Here is a 19,172-nt window from a genome sequence, read left to right as displayed (position 1 = left end):
CCGCAGGGAAGAACCCCGGGCACTTGGACGGTGAAGGCTCTTCCCCGGACGACCACCCGCACCGACGCAGGGGATGTTGCCCCCGTGCCCCCCCTCGTGGGGCCCCCCCCCGCGGCCGGTGCTACTTGCCGGCCTCGCGGGCCAGGAAGGCCAGCAGGTCCTGCCGGCTCACCACGCCCTTCGGCTTGCCCTCGACGAGGACGATCGCCGCGTCGGCGCTCTCCAGGACGGCCATCAGGTCGGAGACCGACTCACCGGAGCCGACCTGCGGCAGCGGCGGGCACATGTGCTTCTCCAGCGGGTCGGTCAGCGACGCCCGCTGGGTGAACAGCGCGTCCAGCAGCTCCCGTTCGACGACGGAGCCGACGACCTCGGCGGCCATCACGTCCGGGTGGCCGGCGCCCGGCTTGACGATCGGCATCTGCGAGACGCCGTACTCGCGCAGCACGTCGATCGCCTCGCCGACGGTCTCCTCCGGGTGCATGTGGACCAGCGAGGGCAGCGCGCCCTCCTTGTGCTCCAGGACGTCGACGACCCGGGCGGCGGTGCCGCCCTCCTCCAGGAAGCCGTAGTCGGCCATCCACTCGTCGTTGAAGATCTTGGAGAGGTAGCCGCGGCCGCTGTCCGGCAGCAGGACGACGACGACATCGTCCGGTCCGAGCCGGGAGGCGACCTCCAGCGCGGCCACCACGGCCATGCCGCAGGAGCCGCCGACCAGCAGGCCCTCCTCCTTGGCCAGCCGCCGGGTCATCTGGAAGGCGTCCTTGTCCGACACCGCGACGATCTCGTCGGCGACCGTGCGGTCGTAGGCGGTCGGCCAGAAGTCCTCGCCGACGCCCTCGATCAGGTACGGGCGCCCGGAGCCGCCGCTGTACACCGAGCCCTCCGGGTCGGCGCCGATGACCGTGACCCGGCCCTCGCTGGCGTCCTTGAGGTAGCGGCCGGTGCCGCTGATCGTGCCGCCGGTGCCGACGCCCGCCACGAAGTGCGTGAGCCGGCCGTCCGTCTGGGCCCACAGCTCCGGACCGGTGGTCTCGTAGTGGGAGCGCGGGTTGTTCGGGTTGCTGTACTGGTCGGGCTTCCAGGCGCCCGGCGTCTCGCGCACCAGCCGGTCCGAGACGTTGTAGTACGAGTCCGGGTGCTCGGGGTCCACCGCGGTCGGGCAGACCACGACCTCGGCGCCGTAGGCGCGCAGCACGTTGATCTTGTCCGTGGACACCTTGTCCGGGCAGACGAAGATGCACTTGTAACCCTTTTGCTGGGCCACGATCGCCAGGCCCACCCCGGTGTTCCCGGAGGTCGGCTCGACGATCGTGCCGCCCGGCTGCAGCTCACCCGACTGCTCGGCGGCCTCGATCATCCGCACGGCGATCCGGTCCTTCACCGAACCGCCGGGATTGAAGTACTCGACCTTGGCCAGGACTGTGGCCTGGATGCCCTTGGTCACGTTGTTGAGCCGCACGAGCGGGGTGTTGCCGACGAGCTCAATCATCGAATCGTAAAACTGCACGGTGGTCTCCGCGGTCGGGGGCACGCTCTCCTGCGCCCGTGCCGCCAGCCTATTGCCCGGGTGGCGCGGAGGGCGGAGGAGTTGCGTTCCGTGCGGGAACGGGCAACACCCTGTTGTAGGAGTTCTTGCCGATTCAAGAGCGCGTCGGCCCCCGGGTCCGGCGCGCCCCGCACTGCACGGGGAGGTGCCCGGCCCATGCCGATGACGATGTCCAGGGCGAGGGTGGCACGGCGGATCGCCACCGCCGCCGCGGTCGGTGGCGGCGGCGTCGGGCTGCTCGGCGTCGCCACCGTCGGTGTGCTGCTGACCGAGGTCCGGCTGGCCCGCCGCACGGTCGGCGGCTCCAGCGACATCCCACCGTGCGCCGACGGCCGCTACGGCGCCGCCTTCGGTCACCGCACCGACCGCCCGCCGCTCCGCCTGGGCTTCCTCGGCGACTCCACCGCCGCCGGCCAGGGCGTGCACCGCGTCTCGCAGACCCCGGGCGCGCTGCTCGCCTCCGGTCTCGCCGCGGTCGCCGAACTCCCCGTCGACTTCCGCAACGTGGCGCTGCCCGGGGCGCAGTCGGACGATCTGGCGCGCCAGGTGGAGCTGATGCTCGCGGACGGCACGCAGACGCCCGACGTCTGCGTGATCATGATCGGGGCGAACGACGTCACCCACCGGATGCCGCCCGCGCAGTCCGTCCGCCACCTCTCGGACGCGGTGCGCCGGCTGCGCGCCGCGGGCTGCGAGGTGGTGGTGGGCACCTGCCCCGATCTGGGCACGATCGAGCCGGTCTACCAGCCGCTGCGGTGGGTGGCCCGGCGGCTCTCCCGGCAGCTCGCGGCCGCGCAGACGATCGGGGCGGTGGAGAGCGGCGGCCGTACGGTCTCGCTGGGCGACCTGCTGGGCCCCGAGTTCGAGGCGCATCCGCGGGAGCTGTTCGGGCCGGACAACTACCACCCGTCGGCGGAGGGGTACGCCACCGCCGCGATGGCCGTGCTGCCGACGCTGTGCGCCTCGCTGGGCCTGTGGCCGGACGAGGAGCGGCCGGAGCCCGCCCGGGGCGAGGGCATCCTCCCGGTCGAGCAGGCGGCCGCCGAGGCGGCTTCCGAGGGCGGTACGGAGGTCACCGCCTCCCGCGCGCCCTGGGCGCTGCTCAAGCACCGCCGGCGGCGCCAGCTGCCGGAGGCGGAGGAGTCGGCGGACCGGCCGTCGGTGCCGCGCTGAGGGTCCGCCGGTCGCCGGACGGGCCAGGGGCCGCGGGGAATACCCGGCGGCCCCTTGCCGTTCCATAAGCGCTCGCTTAGAAAAGAGGTCCGCATCACAACGCGCAGCCCGTGACCTCAGCAGTACGTGCAGGTAACTTCCCTCACAGTCCAGCACCTTGTCCCGCCCGTCGCCCGACCACCGCCCCTCAATGAGGCGCAGGGCGCCACTTGATTTCCTGGAGCCGTGATGCCCGAAGCCGTGATCGTCTCAGCCGCCCGCTCCCCGATCGGCCGCGCCTTCAAGGGCTCGCTGAAGGACCTGCGCCCGGACGACCTGACCGCGAAGATCATCGAGACCGCCCTGGCCAAGGTCCCCGAGCTGGACCCCAAGGACATCGACGACCTGATGCTGGGCTGCGGCCTCCCCGGTGGCGAGCAGGGCCACAACCTCGGCCGCATCGTGGCCGTCCAGATGGGGATGGACCACCTCCCGGGCTGCACCATCACCCGTTACTGTTCCTCGTCGCTCCAGACGACGCGGATGGCGCTGCACGCCATCAAGGCCGGTGAGGGCGACGTCTTCATCTCGGCCGGCGTCGAGACGGTCTCGCGCAGCGTGAAGGGCACCTCCGACGGGCTGCCCGACACCCACAACCCGCTCTTCGCCGACGCCGAGGCCCGTACGGCCGCGCGCGCCGAGCAGGAGGGCGCCGACTGGCACGACCCGCGCGAGGACGGCCTGATCCCCGACGCGTACATCGCGATGGGCCAGACCGCGGAGAACCTCGCCCGCCTCAAGGGCGTCACCCGCCAGGACATGGACGAGTTCGGCGTACGGTCGCAGAACCTCGCCGAGAAGGCGATCAAGGACGGCTTCTGGGAGCGGGAGATCACTCCGGTGACGCTGCCCGACGGCACGGTCGTCTCGCAGGACGACGGCCCGCGCGCCGGCGTCACGCTGGAGGGCGTGCAGGGCCTCAAGCCGGTCTTCCGCCCCGACGGCCTGGTGACGGCCGGCAACTGCTGCGCGCTCAACGACGGTGCCGCGGCGCTGGTCATCATGTCCGACACCAAGGCCCGTGAGCTGGGCCTGACGCCGCTCGCCCGGATCGTCTCCACCGGCGTCTCGGGCCTGTCCCCCGAGATCATGGGCTACGGCCCGGTCGAGGCCAGCAAGCAGGCGCTCCGCCGCGCCGGCCTGACCATCTCCGACATCGACCTGGTCGAGATCAACGAGGCGTTCGCCGCCCAGGTGATCCCCTCCTACCGCGACCTGGACATCCCGCTGGACAAGCTGAACGTCAACGGCGGCGCGATCGCCGTCGGCCACCCCTTCGGCATGACCGGCGCCCGCATCACCACCACGCTCATCAACTCCCTCCAGTGGCACGACAAGCAGTTCGGCCTGGAGACCATGTGCGTGGGGGGCGGCCAGGGCATGGCGATGGTCATCGAGCGGCTGAGCTGAGCTGTAGCGAAGCGGAAGCGAAGTTCAGCGCGACCACGAGCACGCGCGGCTGAGCTGAGCTGTAGCGAAGCGGAAGCGAAGGTCAGCGCGAGCTCGGGCACGTGCGGCTGAGCTGAGGATCTCCCCTGGAAGTCCTTGAGGGTGTGCGCGCGGCGGAACAGACCAACTTCCGCCCCGCGCACACCCTTCGCTGTTGCGCGGACACGGGCCGCGACGGCGCGTGACCTGCCTCACGCGGTGACAAGATCGCGACCCAATCTCCCCCAGGATTGTGATGAACGTCCTGGGGGAGAAGCGTCGTTGCAGGTCAGCAGGGGGTCACCGCACCACAGAAGGCCCATGGCCCCTAGCATTTCGGGATATAGCGCCCGGTGAGCGGTCGCCGACCCCCGGCAGGCTGATGTAGGAAGTCGGAGAACATTCTGCTAACGGGAGTACGCCGGTGCGCGAGCCGCCACCATTGGTGACCTCCGTGAGCGGCGCATCAAGGGGGTCGCCCCGGCCGACGGCCGGGGGAAGTCCATGTACCGATGCACGGCCCGTGGGAAGTGGGCCGCCGAACGAAGTGGAGGTCGGCGCATGAGCGTCACCACCCTCGTCCTGCTCGTGGCCGCGGCCGTCGCCGTGGCGCTGGGCGCCGTCGCGCTGGGCACCGCCCGTGCGCTGCGCCGCCAGCTCGTCGAGCTGCACGGTGAGCTGGTCGCCGCCCGCCGGGACGCCGCGGCACGCGCGGAGGCGGCCCAGGCTGCCGCCGCCACCATCCCCGCCGCCCGCACCAGCCCGGCCGAGGCGACCCCGCTCGCGGACATACGCGCCGCCGTCGCCGACGCGCTCGCCGAGGAGCGCGAGCGCGAGCTGGCCGAGGCCCGGGCGTTCTGGGCCGCGCAGGAGGCCAGGGACGCCGCGGACGCCCCGTCTCTGCTCGGCCTCGTCGACGAGAGCCCGCTGGACGGCCGCGAGGGCCGGCTGACCCGCGACGGGCGGCCGGAGTCCGAGCGGTTCGACCTCCAGCCGTTCGTGCCGCGCCAGGCGGACCTGGCCGGCCTGGAGCCGCTGCTGGGCCCGGACGCCCTGGAGGCGATGGACACCCTGGAGTCCGTGGAGGCGCTGGAGGCCCTGGACGCACCGGAGTTGGAGCCCGTCGAGGGCACCGAGTCCGCCGAACTGGCCGCCGCCCGCCGCCGGCACCCCTCGCACCCGGACTTCTCCCCGTCCCCGGTGATCAGCGACTACGAGCGCACCGTGGCGCGCCTGGAGGAGCTGGCGCGGGAGGCCACCGCGGTCGCGGACGTCCGCCCGGGCCCGCTGGGCACCCTGGACGTGTACGTGTTCGCCGACGGCACCACGCTCTGCCTGACCCCCGGCCAGCGCGAGGCCGCGGACCGGGTCGCGGACGCGCTGCACGCCGGGCGCACCCCGGTGCTGCTGGGCGGCTCCGGCATCTCCGGCGCGTACGCCCTGACCTTCTCCTGGGGCGAGAACCGCGAGGACAGCGTCTACATCCTCGCCGACCGCGTGATCGCCTCGCTCTGACGGACGTTCCGCCCGACTCTCCGACGGCGGTTTGGCGCTAGCAGCGTTCCGCTGTCGCCCGTACGCATCGCACGGCCTCCGCCAGCTCTTCGGCGGGGGCCACTTTCGCGTCAGGATCGGGTCCGGTGCCGGCCGGATGGGCGGCCGCGGCCCGTAGTGCCTCGACGAGGTCGTGCCCGGCCACCGCGAGCTGGTCGCCGACCGCGAACATCCCGGCGTCCGGGAACGGGCGCGGCGGCTCCCCGGGCCGTTCGATCAGCTGCGCACGGGTCGCCAACTCCCGCGCCAGCGCGAGCCCCTCGGCCGCCGCGCCCTGGCTGAGCCGGCTCTGCGGCAGCGCTCGGAGGCGGTCGGCGAGGGCGTCCACCGCGGTCTGCAAAGGGGTCACGTCAAGCACGTCGTGAGCCTATGCGCCACTCCCGGGTGGTTGCCAACGGCGGAAGCCTCAGGCACGGTGTGCTGAAGAACCAGCATCGACCGCGTCCGGAGGCGCCGATGTCTCAGCTCTTCTCCGAAGAGACCCACCGGAACATGCTCTCCCGCATCCCCGAGTGCACGGGTCGGGAAATCTCCGAATGGCTCCGCACCGTTGACGAAGGCCCCGCTCTCTTCCGCTTCGACGAAAAGGTCAGCTGGCTCCGTGGCGAGCACAACCTCGCCCACGGGCACGCCAAGGCGATCGTCCATGAACACGACCTCAGGCGCGCCGCGCGGAAGTTCTGATCCGCGATGAGGCGCCGTCCTCAACCCCGAAGGGCCCGCAGGCTGCTGCCTGCGGGCCCTTCGTCACGTTGCTGCTCATGGAGCTGCTTACGGAGCAGCTCACGGAGCTGCTGGTGCTGCGGGGTCCGGTCAGTCGCCCCGGAGGATGGAGATCAGCCGCAGCATCTCCATGTAGATCCAGACCAGCGTGAGGGTCAGGCCGAACGCCGCCAGCCAGGACTCCTCGCGCGGCGCGCCGTAGGCGATGCCGTCCTCGACCTGCTTGAAGTCCAGGGCGAGGAACAGCGCACCGAGCACCACGCCGACGATGCCGAAGAGGATGCCCAGGCCGCCGCTGCGGAAGCCGAGGCCCTCCCCGCCGCCGAAGGCCATGAACAGCACGTTGACCAGCGACAGCAGGACGAAGCCCATCGCCGCGATCAGCACGAAGCGGGTGAAGCGGGCGGTGACCCGGACGATCCGCGTCTTGTAGGCGATCAGCATGGTGACGAACACCGCCATCGTGCCCAGCACCGCCTGCATGGGGGCGCCGCTCATCTTCGGCAGGTCGTTGAGGAAGCCGCTGAGCGCGCCGAGGAAGACGCCCTCCAGTGCCGCGTACGCGAGGATCAGCGCGGGCGACGGCCGGCGCTTGAAGGACTGGACGAAGCCCAGCACCATCGCGACCAGACCCGCGCCGACGGCGAAGCCGAGGTTCTGAGTCAGGAACAGCCAGCCGACGGTGGCGCCGGCGATGACCGTGCCGAGCGTCAGGCCCGTGCGCGTGACGACGTCGTCCATCGTCATCGGCCGGGTCTGCGGCGCGTACTGCGGCGGTGCCTGGGTGACGGGCTGACCCTGGGCGTAGGGGTCGGTGGGGGCCTGCGCGTAGGGGTTGCCGCCCTGTGCGTAGGGGTTGGTGCCGGCGTACGGGTTCGCGGTGGGGCCCCCGGCCTGCGCGTTGAAGCCCGCGTAGCCGGTGTCGCGGCTGAACCCCCGTCGCGAGAAGACCGGGTTGCTGCTCCTCATCTCACTCCTCCATGGCCGCCCTGCGCGGCCTTGACGGCAAGCGTAATGGCTTGGCAAAGACACGTCGCTCGTTCTTGGGCAGGATCTTTCCCCGTCCCCGGCGCTTCACGTCCTCCAGGAGGAGGACGTACGGGACGCCGCGGAGGTGCCCGGAGGCCACCGCCGGCGCATGAACCCGGGCGCAACGGACGTCACATCCGAGCAGGCAACCGATTCACCGGAGCGGCCGTCTTTCCTTCCGGCCGGAAGTGCCCTGCTGGGCGTATCGGCGGAGATGACACCTGGTCATGATCCGTATGCCGGAGCGCCCCTTCCCCACACCCCGGCAGCTCACTGTGCGTAGTGCCATGGGCGCGATTCGTGGTAATCGGGGGGACAGACGGGGCTATTCTGGCGGCAAACAGCAGCGAAAGAGGTTGAGGTCCCTGTGCCTGACGTCTCCGTAGTCGTCATCGTCTACAACGACGCCGACCGGTTGCCGACCGCGGTCCAGTCCGTACTGGACCAGACGCTCCGGGACGTCGAGGTGGTGATCGTCGACGATTGCAGCACCGACCGTTCCTTCGAAGTGGCGCAGCAGCTCGCCGCCACGCACCCGGAGAGAGTCAGAGCCTTCCAGCTGCCGGAGAACAGCGGCGCGGGCGGCGAACCGCGCAATGCCGGCATCCAGCACACCCGCGGCCGTTACGTCATGTTCCTGGACAGCGACGACGTCCTGGAGGTCAATGCCTGCCGGAACATGCTGGAGGCCGCCGAGGAAACCGGCTCGGACATCGTTTCCGGTCTGTGCGTCCGGCTGCACAAGGACACCCGCAACCAGAAGCGGGACGAATGGTATTCCTGGCTGTACGGCACGACCCGGACCCTGGAGTCGGTCACGGAATTGCCGGACCTTTTCGTCTGGGACACCCTCTCCACCAACAAGTGCTATCGCCGTGATTTCCTCATCGAACATGACCTGCGATTCCCGAAGGGCATGTTCTACGAGGACCTGATGTTCATCGCCGATGCCTATCTCGCGGCGAAGCGCATCACGCTGATTCCCAATCAGGTCTATTTCTGGCACGTATTCGAGCGGGCCGCCGTGAAATCGGTGACGAACCGGCGGCACGAAATGACGAACTATGCGCACCGGCTGGAGATCCACCGGCGCATCGACGCATTGCTGGCCGAGCGCGGCCTGACCGAGATGAAGCTCGCCAAGGACGTCAAATTCCTCAAGCACGACCTGGTGCTGCATCTGCGCGACCTGCCGTTCCGGGACGAGTCCTACCGCCGCGAGTTCGCCGAGCTCTCCCGGGAATACCTCGCCGGCATTGCCCCCGAGGCGTACGAGCGGGTACCGGCCATCCAGGCCATCTGCGCGTACCTGCTCCAGCGGGGTGACTGGGACAACCTGATCCCGGCCGTGGACACGCTGATCAACCGCGACAAGGTCTCCTCGCCGCTGGCCGAGCACGACGGCCGGATCTACTGGTGCGGGGGCCACTTCGACGACGCCTTCGGCCGCTCCGTACTGGACGTCACCGACATCGGCTACCACGAGAAGCCGGTCAACCAGCTGTTCCTGCGCAACCAGCTCACCCGTTACCAGGAATCCGGCCGGGCCGTCTCCCTGGCCGGGCGGATCACCAACCCGCTGGGCGTCGTCCCGCCCGGTGCGCGGCTGACGGGCGAGCTGGAGTTCAGTGCCCGGCGGCGCAGCCTGCAGTCCTTCCGCTTCCCGGTCGGGGAGCTGCGCCACGAGGGTGACACGATCCACTGGGCGGCCACCGCGGACCTCACCGCCGGACTGCGTCCGCTGGGCATCGTCGACTCCATCTGGGACGTCCGGCTGCGGCTGGACGTGGACGGGGTGCGGACCACCACCCGGATCACCGTCGCGGACACCGAGCTGACCGGGTCGCTGCCGGTCCGGCCGCGGCTGACGCGGATGGTCGCCGACCGTCTGCAGCCGCATGCCTCGGCCAAGGGGCATCTGGCGTTCCGGCTGGTCAGCGAGGGTGCGAGCGCCGAGCGGGTGCAGGAGCTGATCACCCGCGGGGTGCGCGGGAAGCCGGGCACGCTCGCCAAGTCCGGCTACCGCAAGGCGAAGGCGCTGCGCAAGAAGGTCGTCTCCGGCGACAACAAGCTCCGCGTGTACCACGAGGTGTTCTGCCGGCTGCCCGTGAAGAAGCGCACGGTGGTCTTCGAGAGCCACCTGGGCAAGCAGTACAGCGACAGTCCGCGCGCGATCTACGAGGAGATGCGCCGGCAGGGCCTGGAGTTCGAGGCGATCTGGTCGTACGCCGGCTCGCCGAAGGACTTCCCGAAGGGCGTCACGCTGGTCAAGCGCTGGTCGCTGCCGTACCTCAAGGCGCTGGCGCAGGCGGAGTTCTGGGTGGACAACCAGAGCTACCCGCTCAAGCTCACCAAGCGCCCCGAGACCACGTACCTCCAGACCTGGCACGGCTCGGCGCTGAAGAAGATGGGCTTCGACCAGCCCGCCCTCAAGGCGCAGACCCGGCAGCAGCAGGAGGAGCAGCAGAGTTCGCTGGACCGCTTCGACCGCTTCCTGGTCCGTTCCGAGCACGATGTGCACACCCTGGCCAGGGCGTTCCGGCTCAAGGAGAAGACGCTGCTGCGGGTCGGGTACCCGCGCAACGACGCGCTGGTGCACGCCCGGCAGCGCGAGGAGGAGCTGGGGCGGCGGGAACGCGGGCCGCTGGCCGCGGAGTTGGGGATTCCCGAGGACAAGACCGTGCTGCTGTACGCGCCGACGTTCCGCAAGGCGGGCGGCCGGCACGGGCGCTTCGAATTGCCCTTCGACGTCGAGCGGTTCGCGGAGCAGTTCGGCGACCGGTACGTCCTGCTGGTGCGCTCGCACTATCTCAATCACGTGGTGCTGCCCCCGACGGTGCAGGGCCGGGTCATCGACGTGTCGGCGCGTCATGACGTGACGCCGCTGCTGGCGCTGGCCGACGGGCTGATCACCGACTATTCGTCGGTGATGTTCGACTACGCGCTGCTGGACCGGCCGTTGGTGTTCTTCACCTACGACTACGACGAATACGTCCACGAGGGCCGGGGGACCTACTTCGACCTGCTGGCGCACGCGCCGGGCCCGGTGGTCCGTACCGAGGACGATTTCCACGAGACGATCAAGTCGTTCGAGACGCAGTCCCTGGAATACGCCCGCCAGCGCGCGGAATTCGTCGCCAAGTTCGGGGAATACGACCGGGGCGACGCCGCCCGGAGCATTGTCGATCAGTTCTTTGCGCAGTGGAGCCGTTGATGACCAAGTCGTACGCAGCCGGGCCGCGGGACATCTTCTTCGTCTCCAACAGCGTCAACGAGATGGGCGGCATCACCAGTTGGTCGCACCAGATGGCGCGGCTGTTCAGCGAGCGGGGCCACCGGGTGCATCTCATCGGCATCGTGCCGGCGCCCGAGGGGCGCGCCCATGAGCTGGCCGACGACGTGCCGTTCAAGGCCACCACGCTGTACCGCGACCACCCGCCGACGGTCCGCCCGGTGCGCGGGCTGAAGGACCGGCTGAACGTCGCCGAGCAGCGCCGCCGGGCCGCCCGGGAGGCCGGGATGCGGGAGCAGGCGGCGAAGATGAGTGCGCTGTTCCGGGCGGCGAAGCCGGGCGGGGTGGTGATCGTCACCCAGGTGTGGGCGATGGAGTGGGTCGCGCTGGCCGACACCGCCGGACTGACGGTGGTCGGAATGAGCCATGAGTCGTTCGAGACCTGCCGCAAGTCCTCCCGCTTCGGCCGGGTCAAGCGGTTTTACGCGGACGTCGACCGGATGCTGACGCTCACCCGCGAGGACGCCGACCGCTGGATCCGCCAGCGGATGGACAACGTCGGCTTCATGCCCAACCCGCTGCCGTTCTTCCCCGACGTCCCGTCGGACCGCTCCCGCAAGTCCGTGGTCAGCATCGGCCGGCTGCACGAGGAGAAGGGCGTCGACCTGCTGCTGGAGGCGTGGGCGCAGGTCGCCCCGGAGCATCCGGACTGGACGCTGCGGATCTACGGGTCCGGTGAGGAGGCCGAGGCGCTGCGCAAGCTGGCGGCGGAGTTGGGGGTGACCTCGTCCGTCGAGTGGATGGGGCGTACCTCGGACGTTCCGGGGGCGCTGCGGGAGAGTGCGGTGTTCGCGCTCAGCTCGCGGGGTGAGGGCTTCCCGCTGGCGCCGATGGAGGCGATGGCGACGGCCGTGCCGTGTGTGGCGTTCGACGTGGCGCCGGGTGTCCGCGAGATCATCACGGACGGCGAGGACGGCTTCCTCGCCCCCCCGGGCAATATCACCGAATTCGCCCGGCATCTCGGCACCCTGATGTCCGACAAGGAGCTCCGGGACACGATGGGCGAAGCCGCCCGGGAGAACATCCAGCGGTTCTCCACCGAGGAGATTGTCGGGCGCTGGGAGAACCTCTTCGCTCTCCTGGAGCGCTGAGCCCGCCGAACAAAGCACGAGGGCCGCCGGTTTGCCCCGGCGGCCCTTCTCGTTGAAAATTCAGGTAAGCACCCGACTTCGAACCCCGCCTTGGTCACGTGCGGAGTGCCCGGAGCCGGACTTGAACCGGCACGGCCCGTAGGCCAGCGAGGTTTAAGCTCGCCGTGTCTGCATTCCACCATCCGGGCTGGGGGATCCCCCATGCCACCCCAAAGAGGGCAGCACGAGCGTAGCCCGCAGCGCACGACGCAGATCGGCCGCTCATCCCGAGGTTGTCTTATTTTATTGGCAACTGAGGGTGCATCAGCGCTGGGTACAGGCCGTGGGCACATGCCTGGCACCTCCCCTTGCCACGCCCCGCCGCGGCGCAAATCAGTACCCGAATTGACGGAAACTCGACGCCCGCCCGCCACCCCCGTCACCCGGCCGGGGACGCCCCTCGGGCCGCCCGGTACGCCGCCCCCGCCTCAGGGTTCGTCTCCTCCTCCGGGATGACCGGACGGGGGGCGGGTACTGCCCAGGGGTGGTCAAGGACGGTCACAGGGGTTGACGTCCTCCCGCTGTGCGCTGACCCACGATGGAAAGCGTCCGCATGACGTCCGCGGTGCGTGCCTTTGGGCCGCCCGCGGCCCCGTTGGTCCCTCGTCCCGACAGGAGCTCGTTCCCGTGACCACCACCCACTCCGGTGTCCCGACCGCCGGCCGCACCACCGCGGTGGCCGCCCGCGCCACGGATCTGACCAAGGTCTACGGCCAGGGCGAGACCCAGGTGGTCGCCCTGGACGCGGTCTCCGTCGACTTCCGGCAGGCGCAGTTCACCGCGATCATGGGCCCCTCGGGGTCCGGCAAGTCGACCCTGATGCACTGCATGGCCGGGCTGGACTCGATCTCCGGCGGCTCCGCCCGGATAGGCGACGTCGAACTGACCGGCCTCAAGGACAAGAAGCTCACCCAGCTGCGGCGCGACAAGATCGGCTTCGTGTTCCAGGCGTTCAACCTGCTGCCGACCCTGAACGCGCTGGAGAACATCACCCTGCCCATGGACATCGCGGGCCGTAAGCCGGACCGCGCCTGGCTGGACCGCGTGGTGGAGACCGTCGGCCTGTCCGGCCGCCTCAAGCACCGCCCCAGCCAGCTCTCCGGCGGCCAGCAGCAGCGGGTCGCGGTCGCCCGCGCGCTCGCCTCCCGGCCCGAGATCATCTTCGCCGACGAGCCCACCGGGAACCTGGACTCGCGCTCCGGCGCCGAGGTGCTGGGCTTCCTGCGCAACTCCGTGCGTGAGCTGGGCCAGACCGTGGTGATGGTCACCCACGACCCGGTCGCCGCCTCCTACGCGGACCGCGTGGTCTTCCTCGCCGACGGCCGGATCGTCGACGACATGCCCGACCCGACCGCCGACCTGGTGCTGGAACGCCTCAAGGGCTTCGACGCCAAGGGCCGCACGAGCTGATCCGCGGCAGCCGCCACCCCCACCCGGACCTCCCGGGCCTCTCCTCCAGGACTGACCCACTCATGTTCCGTACCGCCTTGCGCAACGTGCTTGCGCACAAGGCCCGGCTGCTGATGACCGTCCTCGCCGTGATGCTCGGCGTGGCCTTCGTCTCCGGCACCCTGGTCTTCACCTCGACCACATCCCATGCCTCCCGGGCCCAGATGCAGCAGAGCTTCCGCAACGTCGACGTGGCCGTCCGGCCGCAGTCCGACGGCAACTCCGCGGCGCCACCCGTGCTCGACCGGAAGCTCCTCGACAAGACCGCCCGGGTGCCCGGCGCGGCCTCCGCCACCGGCATCGTCTCCGGCTTCACCGCCATCGCCGACAAGGACGGCAGGCTCGTCGGCGACGCCGACCGGAGCAGGGGCGGCAACTACTTCCCCGGCGCCGACGGCAAGGACGCCCGCTACCCGATGCGCAACGGCGTGTCCCCGCACGGCCCGCACGAGTTCGCCCTGGACACCCGGACCGCGGACCAGGGCGGCTACAAGGTCGGCGACACCGTACGGACATCCACCAACGGACCGGTCCGCGAAATGAAGCTGACCGGCATCTTCACCGCCGACGACAGCGAGGTCGCGGCCGGCAGCAGCCTCGCCCTGTTCGACACCCCGACCGCCCAGAAGCTGCTGGGCACCCCCGGCGGATTCAGCGAGATCCAGCTCAAGGCAGCCGCCGGTACCTCCCAGACGGCCCTGAAGTCCGCGGTCGAGACCGTGCTGCCCAAGGGCCACGCCACGGTCAGCACCGGCAAGCAACTCGCCGACGACCTGGCCGAGATGATCGCCCAGAACGCCGCCCAGACGCAGAAGTTCTTCCTGGTCTTCGCCGGAATCGCGCTCTTCGTCGGCATCTTCCTCATCGTCAACACCTTCACGATGCTGGTCGCTCAGCGCACCAAGGAGCTGGCGCTGCTGCGTGCGGTCGGCGCCAGCCGCCGCCAGGTCACCCGCTCGGTGCTGATCGAGGCGTTCGTCGTCGGCGTGATCGCCTCCGTCATCGGCCTGGTCGCCGGTGTCGGCGTCGGCGCCGGAATGCGCGCCCTGGTCGGCAGCCTGGGCAACAGCAGTCCCGACGGTCCCCTGGTGGTCCCGTTCTCGGCCGTGCTGACCTCCCTGCTCGTCGGCACCCTCATCACCGTCCTGTCCGCCTGGCTGCCGGGCCGACGCGCCGCAAAGATTCCGCCGGTCGCCGCGATGAGCAGTGTGCACGCGCCCCCCACCACCAAGTCCCTGGTGCTGCGCAACACCATCGGTGCGCTCATCACGGGCGCCGGTACGGCCGGAGTGCTCGCCGCCATCCGGATATCCAACGACGAGGCGAGCATGAACGCACTGAGCGTCAGCGCGGCGGTGGTGATGGTCGGCGTGTTCATCCTGACGCCGCTGCTGTCCCGCCCGTTGATCGCTCTGGCCGCACCCGTCCTGCGGGCCTTCGGGGTCGCCGGCACCCTCGCCCGGCAGAACGCGGTCCGCAATCCACGCCGTACGGCCGCCACCGCCTCCGCGCTGATGGTGGGACTGACCATGATCACCGGGCTGACGGTGATCGCGGTCAGTGTGCAGACCACGATCGAGAAGAAGGCCGTCGCCTCGCTCAAGGCCGACTACGTGGTCTCCATGGCCGGCCAGGGCATGAGGCCGCTCTCCCCCGACGTGGCGAAGAAACTCAGCACCCTGGACGGGGTCACCGCCGTCAGCCCGCTGCGGCAGTCCGCCACCAGCGGCGCCACCCCCGAGTTCCTGACCGCGGTCGACGGCAAGGCGTTCGGCAAGCTCACCCAACTCGATTTCACCGAGGGCTCATCGGGCGAGCTCCGGGGCGGCCGGGTGATCGTGGACGACGCCTCCGCCAGGCGTAAGGGCCTGCACCCCGGTTCCCGCGTCCCGGTGGCCTTCGAGGACGGTACGAAGAGCATCTTCACCGTCTCGGGTGTCTACGAGGGCACGGACCTGCTCAGGGGCATCGTCGTGGACAACGCCACCGTGGCCCCGCATCAGAAGCAGGCCGTCGATACGCAGGTGCTGGTGAAGACCAGGGGCGGCGCCACCGACGCCGCCAAGGACACGCTGGTCAAGGCGCTCGGCAAGAACCCGGCGATCTCCGTCGCCGACAAGCAGCAGGTCTCCGCGGAGATCGCCCACATGATGACCCAGATGCTGAACCTGCTGTACGCGATGCTCGCCATGGCCGTGATCGTCGCGGTGCTCGGCGTCATCAACACCCTGGCGATGTCGGTCTTCGAGCGCTCGCAGGAGATCGGCATGCTCCGCGCCATCGGACTGGACCGCCCCGGTGTCAAGCAGATGGTGCGGCTGGAGTCCTTGGTGATCTCGCTCTTCGGCGGGGTGCTCGCCGTCGGCCTGGGCGTCTTCTTCGGCTGGGCGGGCGGAGACGTGCTCAGCAAGTCGGTCAGGGGGTTCGAGCTGGTGCTGCCCTGGGGCCGGATCGGTCTCTTCCTCGCGGCGGCGGCGCTGATCGGCGTCCTGGCCGCGCTCTGGCCGGCGCGGCGGGCGGCCCGGCTGAACATGCTGGCGTCGATCAAGGCGGAGTAGCCGCGGAAAAAGCGCGTGTGCCGGGCCCCCGCGCGGGGCCCGGCACACGCGCTGTCGGCCCGGCAGGTCAGCCCGCCCAGGTCCGCGCCCGCAGCGGCAGCCCGGAGGCGCCGGGTTCCGGGGTCCGTACGGCCAGCACCTGGTTGACTCCTATCCGGTTGCGCTCGAACGACAGCGCCGAGGCGGCCATGTAGAGCCGCCACACCCTCGCCCGTCCGGGCGAGGTGAGCCGCACCGCCGCGTCCCAGTGCCGCTCCAGGTTGGCGACCCACGCACGCAGCGTCAGCGCGTAGTGCTCGCGGAGCGCCTCCACGTCCCGCACCTCGAAGCCGGCCTCCTCCAGCTGGGCCACGGTCCGGCCGACCGGCGCCAGCTCGCCGTCCGGGAAGACGTACCGGTCGATGAACTCGTCGACGCGGTACGTCTCCTCGTCCGCCAGCGGCCGCCGGGCGATCTGGTGGTTGAGCAGCCGCCCGCCGGGCCGCAGCAGGGCGTACAGCGCGTCCGCGTACTCCGCGTACCGGGTGCGGCCGACGTGCTCGGCCATCCCGACCGAGGAGATCGCGTCGAACGGCTCGTCCTTGATCTCGCGGTAGTCCTGCACCCGGATCTCCACCCGGTCGGCGAGCCCGGCCTCGGCGATCCGCTTGCGCGCGTAGGTGGCCTGCTCCTCGGAGAGGGTGATGCCGACCGCCCGTACGCCGTACTCGCGGGCCGCGTGCAGCACCATCGAACCCCAGCCGCAGCCCACGTCCAGCAGCCGCTGGTCCTCCTTCAGGGCCAGCTTGCGGCAGATCAGGTCGAGCTTTCCCCGCTGGGCTTCCTCCAGCGTCGCGTCCGGTGTCGGCCAGTAGGCGCAGGAGTAGACCATGGACGGGCCGAGCACCAGCTCGTAGAAGTCGTTGCCGACGTCGTAGTGGTGGCTGATGGCTTCCTTGTCGCGCAGCAGGGTGTGCAGCGGTCCGCGGCGCCGCCGGGCCTCCTCGGCGGGTGGTGCGGGCGGGACCGGCGCGCCGACCAGGGTCAGCAGTTCCCGGGCGGCGGCACGGACCTCCGGGCGGGCCAGGGCGCGCAGGACGGCGGCCCGCTGCGGCTTGGGGGCGTCGGTGCCGCGCTCCCAGAGGAGTCCGGCGAGGAGGTCGAGTGCGTCGTAGAGGTCGCCGTCGACATCGATGTCGCCGGCCACCCAGGCCCGGGCCAGGCCGAGTTCGCCGGGTTTGAACAGCAGCCGGCGCAGTGCGCGGCGGTTGCGGAAGACGAGCGTGGGCGCCCCCGGCGGGCCGGACTCGCTGCGGTCCCAGGCGCGGATGCGCACCGGGAGCGGGGCTCCCAGCACCTCCTCGGCGAGCTTGGTGAGCCGTCCAGCGGCGTCGGCCATGTCGCACACCTCCGTGTTGACGAGTCGGGCAAAGAAGTTTCACCCACCACGTAAACGCCAACGGGGCGTCCCGTTAGTCCCGTTGCTGGTAAGAGAACCTCACCCGGGACGCTTTTCGCCAGAGCGGACACGTTTGCGGACATGCCGAAGGGCGTCCGCCCCACGGATGGCGGACGCCCTTCGGGCTGGTCGGAGTACTCCCGTACCCGACCGGTGAATCAGCTTGCCTTGGCCTTCGGCTTGTCGCCGGAGCCGGCCGCGGCCGGTGCGGGGGCCGGCTTGGCCGCCTCGTAGAACTCCTCGCGGGGGTTCTCCATGGCGCCGAGCGAGACCACCTCGCGCTTGAGGAACATCGCCAGCGTCCAGTCGGCGAAGACCCGGATCTTGCGGTTGAACGTCGGCATCGCCATGCCGTGGTACGCGCGGTGCATGTACCAGGCGAGACGGCCCTTGAGCTTGATCTTCATCTTGCCCATGACGATCATCGCGACGCCCTTGTGCAGGCCGAGACCGGCGACCGCACCCTTGTTGGCGTGGCTGTACTCCTTCTGCGGGAAGCCCCGCATGCCGGAGACCACGTTGTCGCCGAGGACCTTGGCCTGCCGCAGCGCGTGCTGCGCGTTCGGCGGGCACCAGGCGTTCTCGTTGCCGTTCTTGCGGCCGACCAGGTCCGGGACCTGGGCGTTGTCGCCGGCGGCCCAGATGTGGTCGGTGCCCTGCACCTGGAGGGTCGGGGCGGTGTCGACGTGACCGCGCGGGCCGAGCGGCAGGCCGAAGCGGGCCAGCGCCGGGTTGGGCTTGACGCCCGCGGTCCACACGATGGTGTTGGAGTCGACCTCGAGGCCGTTGTTCAGCTTGACGTGGCCGTCGACGCAGGAGTCCATGCCGGTCTTGAGGTAGACCTCGACGCCGCGGGACTCCAGGTGCTCCTTGCCGTAGGCGCCGAGCTTGGGGCCGACCTCGGGGAGGATCTTGTCGGCGACGTCGACCAGCAGGAAGCGCATGTCCTCGCGCTTCACGTTGTTGTAGTACTTCGCGGCGTCCCGGGCCATGTCCTCGACCTCACCGACGGTCTCCGCACCGGCGAAGCCACCGCCGACGAAGACGAAGGTGAGCGCCTTGCGGCGGACCTCTTCGTCGGTCGTGGAGTCGGCCTTGTCCAGCTGCTCCAGGACGTGGTTGCGCAGCCCGATGGCCTCCTCGATGCCCTTCATGCCGATGCCGTTCTCGGCGAGGCCGGGGATCGGGAAGGTGCGGGAGACCGCGCCGAGCGCGATCACCAGGTAGTCGAAGGGCAGCTCGTACGCCTCGCCGACCAGCGGGGCGATCGTGGCGACCTTGCGGTCCTGATCGATGGTGGTGACCCGGCCGGTGAGGACCTCCGCCTTCGGCAGCACGCGTCGCAGCGGGACGACGACGTGCCGGGGGGAGATGCTGCCGGCGGCGGCTTCGGGGAGGAAGGGCTGATAGGTCATGTACGACCGCGGGTCGACGACCGTGACGGTCGCCTCGCCGTAGCGCATCTTCTTGAGAATGCGCCGAGCTGCGTACAGGCCTACGTACCCACCGCCTACTACGAGGATCCTGGGACGCTCCGTGGTGCTCATGCAATCGAGTATCCACCCCCAGATGGGGGGTCGCTCGTGAGCCCCTTCACAAGGACCCGAGGGGCATCTGCTACACTCCGCCGGCTTCGTGACGGACGCCATAGCGCGGGCCGGAACCACCGTAGTACGCGAGGCGTTGGACACCCCCATTGATCAGGGCTTGTAGGCCATTCGGGTGACCCGCCACACCCCGCGGGAGCACACGGCCGAGCCGCCGGAACCCGCGCATTCTCCGGGTCGAAGAGCCCTGGAGCCTTCGAATG

The 19,172-nt window shown here is 70.3% G+C and carries 13 protein-coding genes and 1 tRNA gene; 8 read left to right on the top strand and 6 right to left on the bottom strand.

The annotated features are described in order from the left end of the window. Positions 1-121: 121 nt before the first annotated feature. Complete coding sequence (locus ACZ7MX_RS16300; protein ID WP_472132506.1) at positions 122-1,510, bottom strand: cystathionine beta-synthase; 1,389 nt, start codon at positions 1,508-1,510, stop codon at positions 122-124. Between the two features lie 195 nt (positions 1,511-1,705). On the opposite strand from ACZ7MX_RS16300, the gene ACZ7MX_RS16295 reads away from it, so the two are divergent. The 3 genes from ACZ7MX_RS16295 to ACZ7MX_RS16285 all read left to right on the top strand — a co-directional run bounded on the left by ACZ7MX_RS16295 (position 1,706) and on the right by ACZ7MX_RS16285 (position 5,704). Beyond that, positions 1,706-2,722, top strand: a complete 1,017-nt coding sequence (locus tag ACZ7MX_RS16295; RefSeq protein ID WP_472132504.1) for an SGNH/GDSL hydrolase family protein — start codon at positions 1,706-1,708, stop codon at positions 2,720-2,722. A 228-nt stretch (positions 2,723-2,950) separates the two neighbouring features. Further along, positions 2,951-4,171, top strand: coding sequence for an acetyl-CoA C-acetyltransferase (locus tag ACZ7MX_RS16290; RefSeq protein WP_472132502.1), 1,221 nt, complete (start codon positions 2,951-2,953; stop codon positions 4,169-4,171). A 579-nt stretch (positions 4,172-4,750) separates the two neighbouring features. Further along, the gene (locus ACZ7MX_RS16285; protein WP_472132500.1) at positions 4,751-5,704 is read left to right on the top strand and encodes a hypothetical protein; all 954 of its coding nucleotides are present in this window, start codon (positions 4,751-4,753) and stop codon (positions 5,702-5,704) included. Positions 5,705-5,741: 37 nt separating this feature from the next. Here the strand turns inward: ACZ7MX_RS16285 and ACZ7MX_RS16280 are convergent, their stop codons facing one another. After that, a complete protein-coding gene (locus ACZ7MX_RS16280) occupies positions 5,742-6,101 on the bottom strand; it encodes a hypothetical protein (protein WP_472132498.1) in 360 nt (119 codons plus the stop codon). Positions 6,102-6,199: 98 nt separating this feature from the next. Here ACZ7MX_RS16280 and ACZ7MX_RS16275 point away from each other — a divergent pair, with 98 nt between their 5' ends. Further along, positions 6,200-6,427: a DUF4287 domain-containing protein gene (locus ACZ7MX_RS16275; RefSeq protein WP_030414336.1), complete on the top strand. Its 228-nt coding sequence runs from the start codon at positions 6,200-6,202 to the stop codon at positions 6,425-6,427. Between the two features lie 129 nt (positions 6,428-6,556). On the opposite strand, the gene ACZ7MX_RS16270 is transcribed toward ACZ7MX_RS16275, so the two are convergent. After that, positions 6,557-7,435, bottom strand: coding sequence for a Bax inhibitor-1/YccA family protein (locus ACZ7MX_RS16270; protein ID WP_472132496.1), 879 nt, complete (start codon positions 7,433-7,435; stop codon positions 6,557-6,559). Between the two features lie 427 nt (positions 7,436-7,862). Here ACZ7MX_RS16270 and ACZ7MX_RS16265 point away from each other — a divergent pair, with 427 nt between their 5' ends. After that, on the top strand, positions 7,863-10,709 hold the full coding sequence (locus tag ACZ7MX_RS16265; RefSeq protein ID WP_472132494.1) for a bifunctional glycosyltransferase/CDP-glycerol:glycerophosphate glycerophosphotransferase: 2,847 nt from the start codon (positions 7,863-7,865) through the stop codon (positions 10,707-10,709). Continuing rightward, positions 10,709-11,878: a glycosyltransferase family 4 protein gene (locus ACZ7MX_RS16260; protein WP_472132492.1), complete on the top strand. Its 1,170-nt coding sequence runs from the start codon at positions 10,709-10,711 to the stop codon at positions 11,876-11,878. The genes ACZ7MX_RS16265 and ACZ7MX_RS16260 overlap by 1 nt, the downstream gene beginning before the upstream one ends. Before the next feature lie 106 nt (positions 11,879-11,984). On the opposite strand, the gene ACZ7MX_RS16255 is transcribed toward ACZ7MX_RS16260, so the two are convergent. Then, positions 11,985-12,066: transfer RNA gene (locus tag ACZ7MX_RS16255), tRNA-Leu, on the bottom strand. A 478-nt stretch (positions 12,067-12,544) separates the two neighbouring features. Here ACZ7MX_RS16255 and ACZ7MX_RS16250 point away from each other — a divergent pair. Continuing rightward, complete coding sequence (locus ACZ7MX_RS16250; RefSeq protein ID WP_472132490.1) at positions 12,545-13,327, top strand: ABC transporter ATP-binding protein; 783 nt, start codon at positions 12,545-12,547, stop codon at positions 13,325-13,327. A 62-nt stretch (positions 13,328-13,389) separates the two neighbouring features. Further along, positions 13,390-15,924, top strand: coding sequence for an ABC transporter permease (locus ACZ7MX_RS16245; protein WP_472132488.1), 2,535 nt, complete (start codon positions 13,390-13,392; stop codon positions 15,922-15,924). 67 nt (positions 15,925-15,991) lie between these two features. Here the strand turns inward: ACZ7MX_RS16245 and ACZ7MX_RS16240 are convergent, their stop codons facing one another. Beyond that, positions 15,992-17,302: a class I SAM-dependent methyltransferase gene (locus tag ACZ7MX_RS16240; RefSeq protein ID WP_472132486.1), complete on the bottom strand. Its 1,311-nt coding sequence runs from the start codon at positions 17,300-17,302 to the stop codon at positions 15,992-15,994. Between the two features lie 218 nt (positions 17,303-17,520). Then, positions 17,521-18,909 (bottom strand): NAD(P)/FAD-dependent oxidoreductase, encoded by a 1,389-nt coding sequence (locus ACZ7MX_RS16235; protein WP_078872334.1) that lies wholly within the window; start codon positions 18,907-18,909, stop codon positions 17,521-17,523. Positions 18,910-19,172 lie beyond the last annotated feature (263 nt).

It is taken from the genome of Streptomyces sp. NPDC107765 (genome assembly GCF_055657085.1).
This window is presented reverse-complemented; position numbering and strand designations above follow the sequence as displayed.

Bases quoted from the DNA above. Each gene is read 5' to 3' on its own strand.
- ACZ7MX_RS16240 (WP_472132486.1), bottom strand. From the start codon at position 17,302: ATGGCCGACGCCGCTGGACGGCTCACCAAGCTCGCCGAGGAGGTGCTG.
- ACZ7MX_RS16260 (WP_472132492.1), top strand. From the start codon at position 10,709: ATGACCAAGTCGTACGCAGCCGGGCCGCGGGACATCTTCTTCGTCTCC.
- ACZ7MX_RS16270 (WP_472132496.1), bottom strand. From the start codon at position 7,435: ATGAGGAGCAGCAACCCGGTCTTCTCGCGACGGGGGTTCAGCCGCGAC.
- ACZ7MX_RS16290 (WP_472132502.1), top strand. From the start codon at position 2,951: ATGCCCGAAGCCGTGATCGTCTCAGCCGCCCGCTCCCCGATCGGCCGC.
- ACZ7MX_RS16285 (WP_472132500.1), top strand. From the start codon at position 4,751: ATGAGCGTCACCACCCTCGTCCTGCTCGTGGCCGCGGCCGTCGCCGTG.
- ACZ7MX_RS16235 (WP_078872334.1), bottom strand. From the start codon at position 18,909: ATGAGCACCACGGAGCGTCCCAGGATCCTCGTAGTAGGCGGTGGGTAC.
- ACZ7MX_RS16295 (WP_472132504.1), top strand. From the start codon at position 1,706: ATGCCGATGACGATGTCCAGGGCGAGGGTGGCACGGCGGATCGCCACC.
- ACZ7MX_RS16275 (WP_030414336.1), top strand. From the start codon at position 6,200: ATGTCTCAGCTCTTCTCCGAAGAGACCCACCGGAACATGCTCTCCCGC.
- ACZ7MX_RS16245 (WP_472132488.1), top strand. From the start codon at position 13,390: ATGTTCCGTACCGCCTTGCGCAACGTGCTTGCGCACAAGGCCCGGCTG.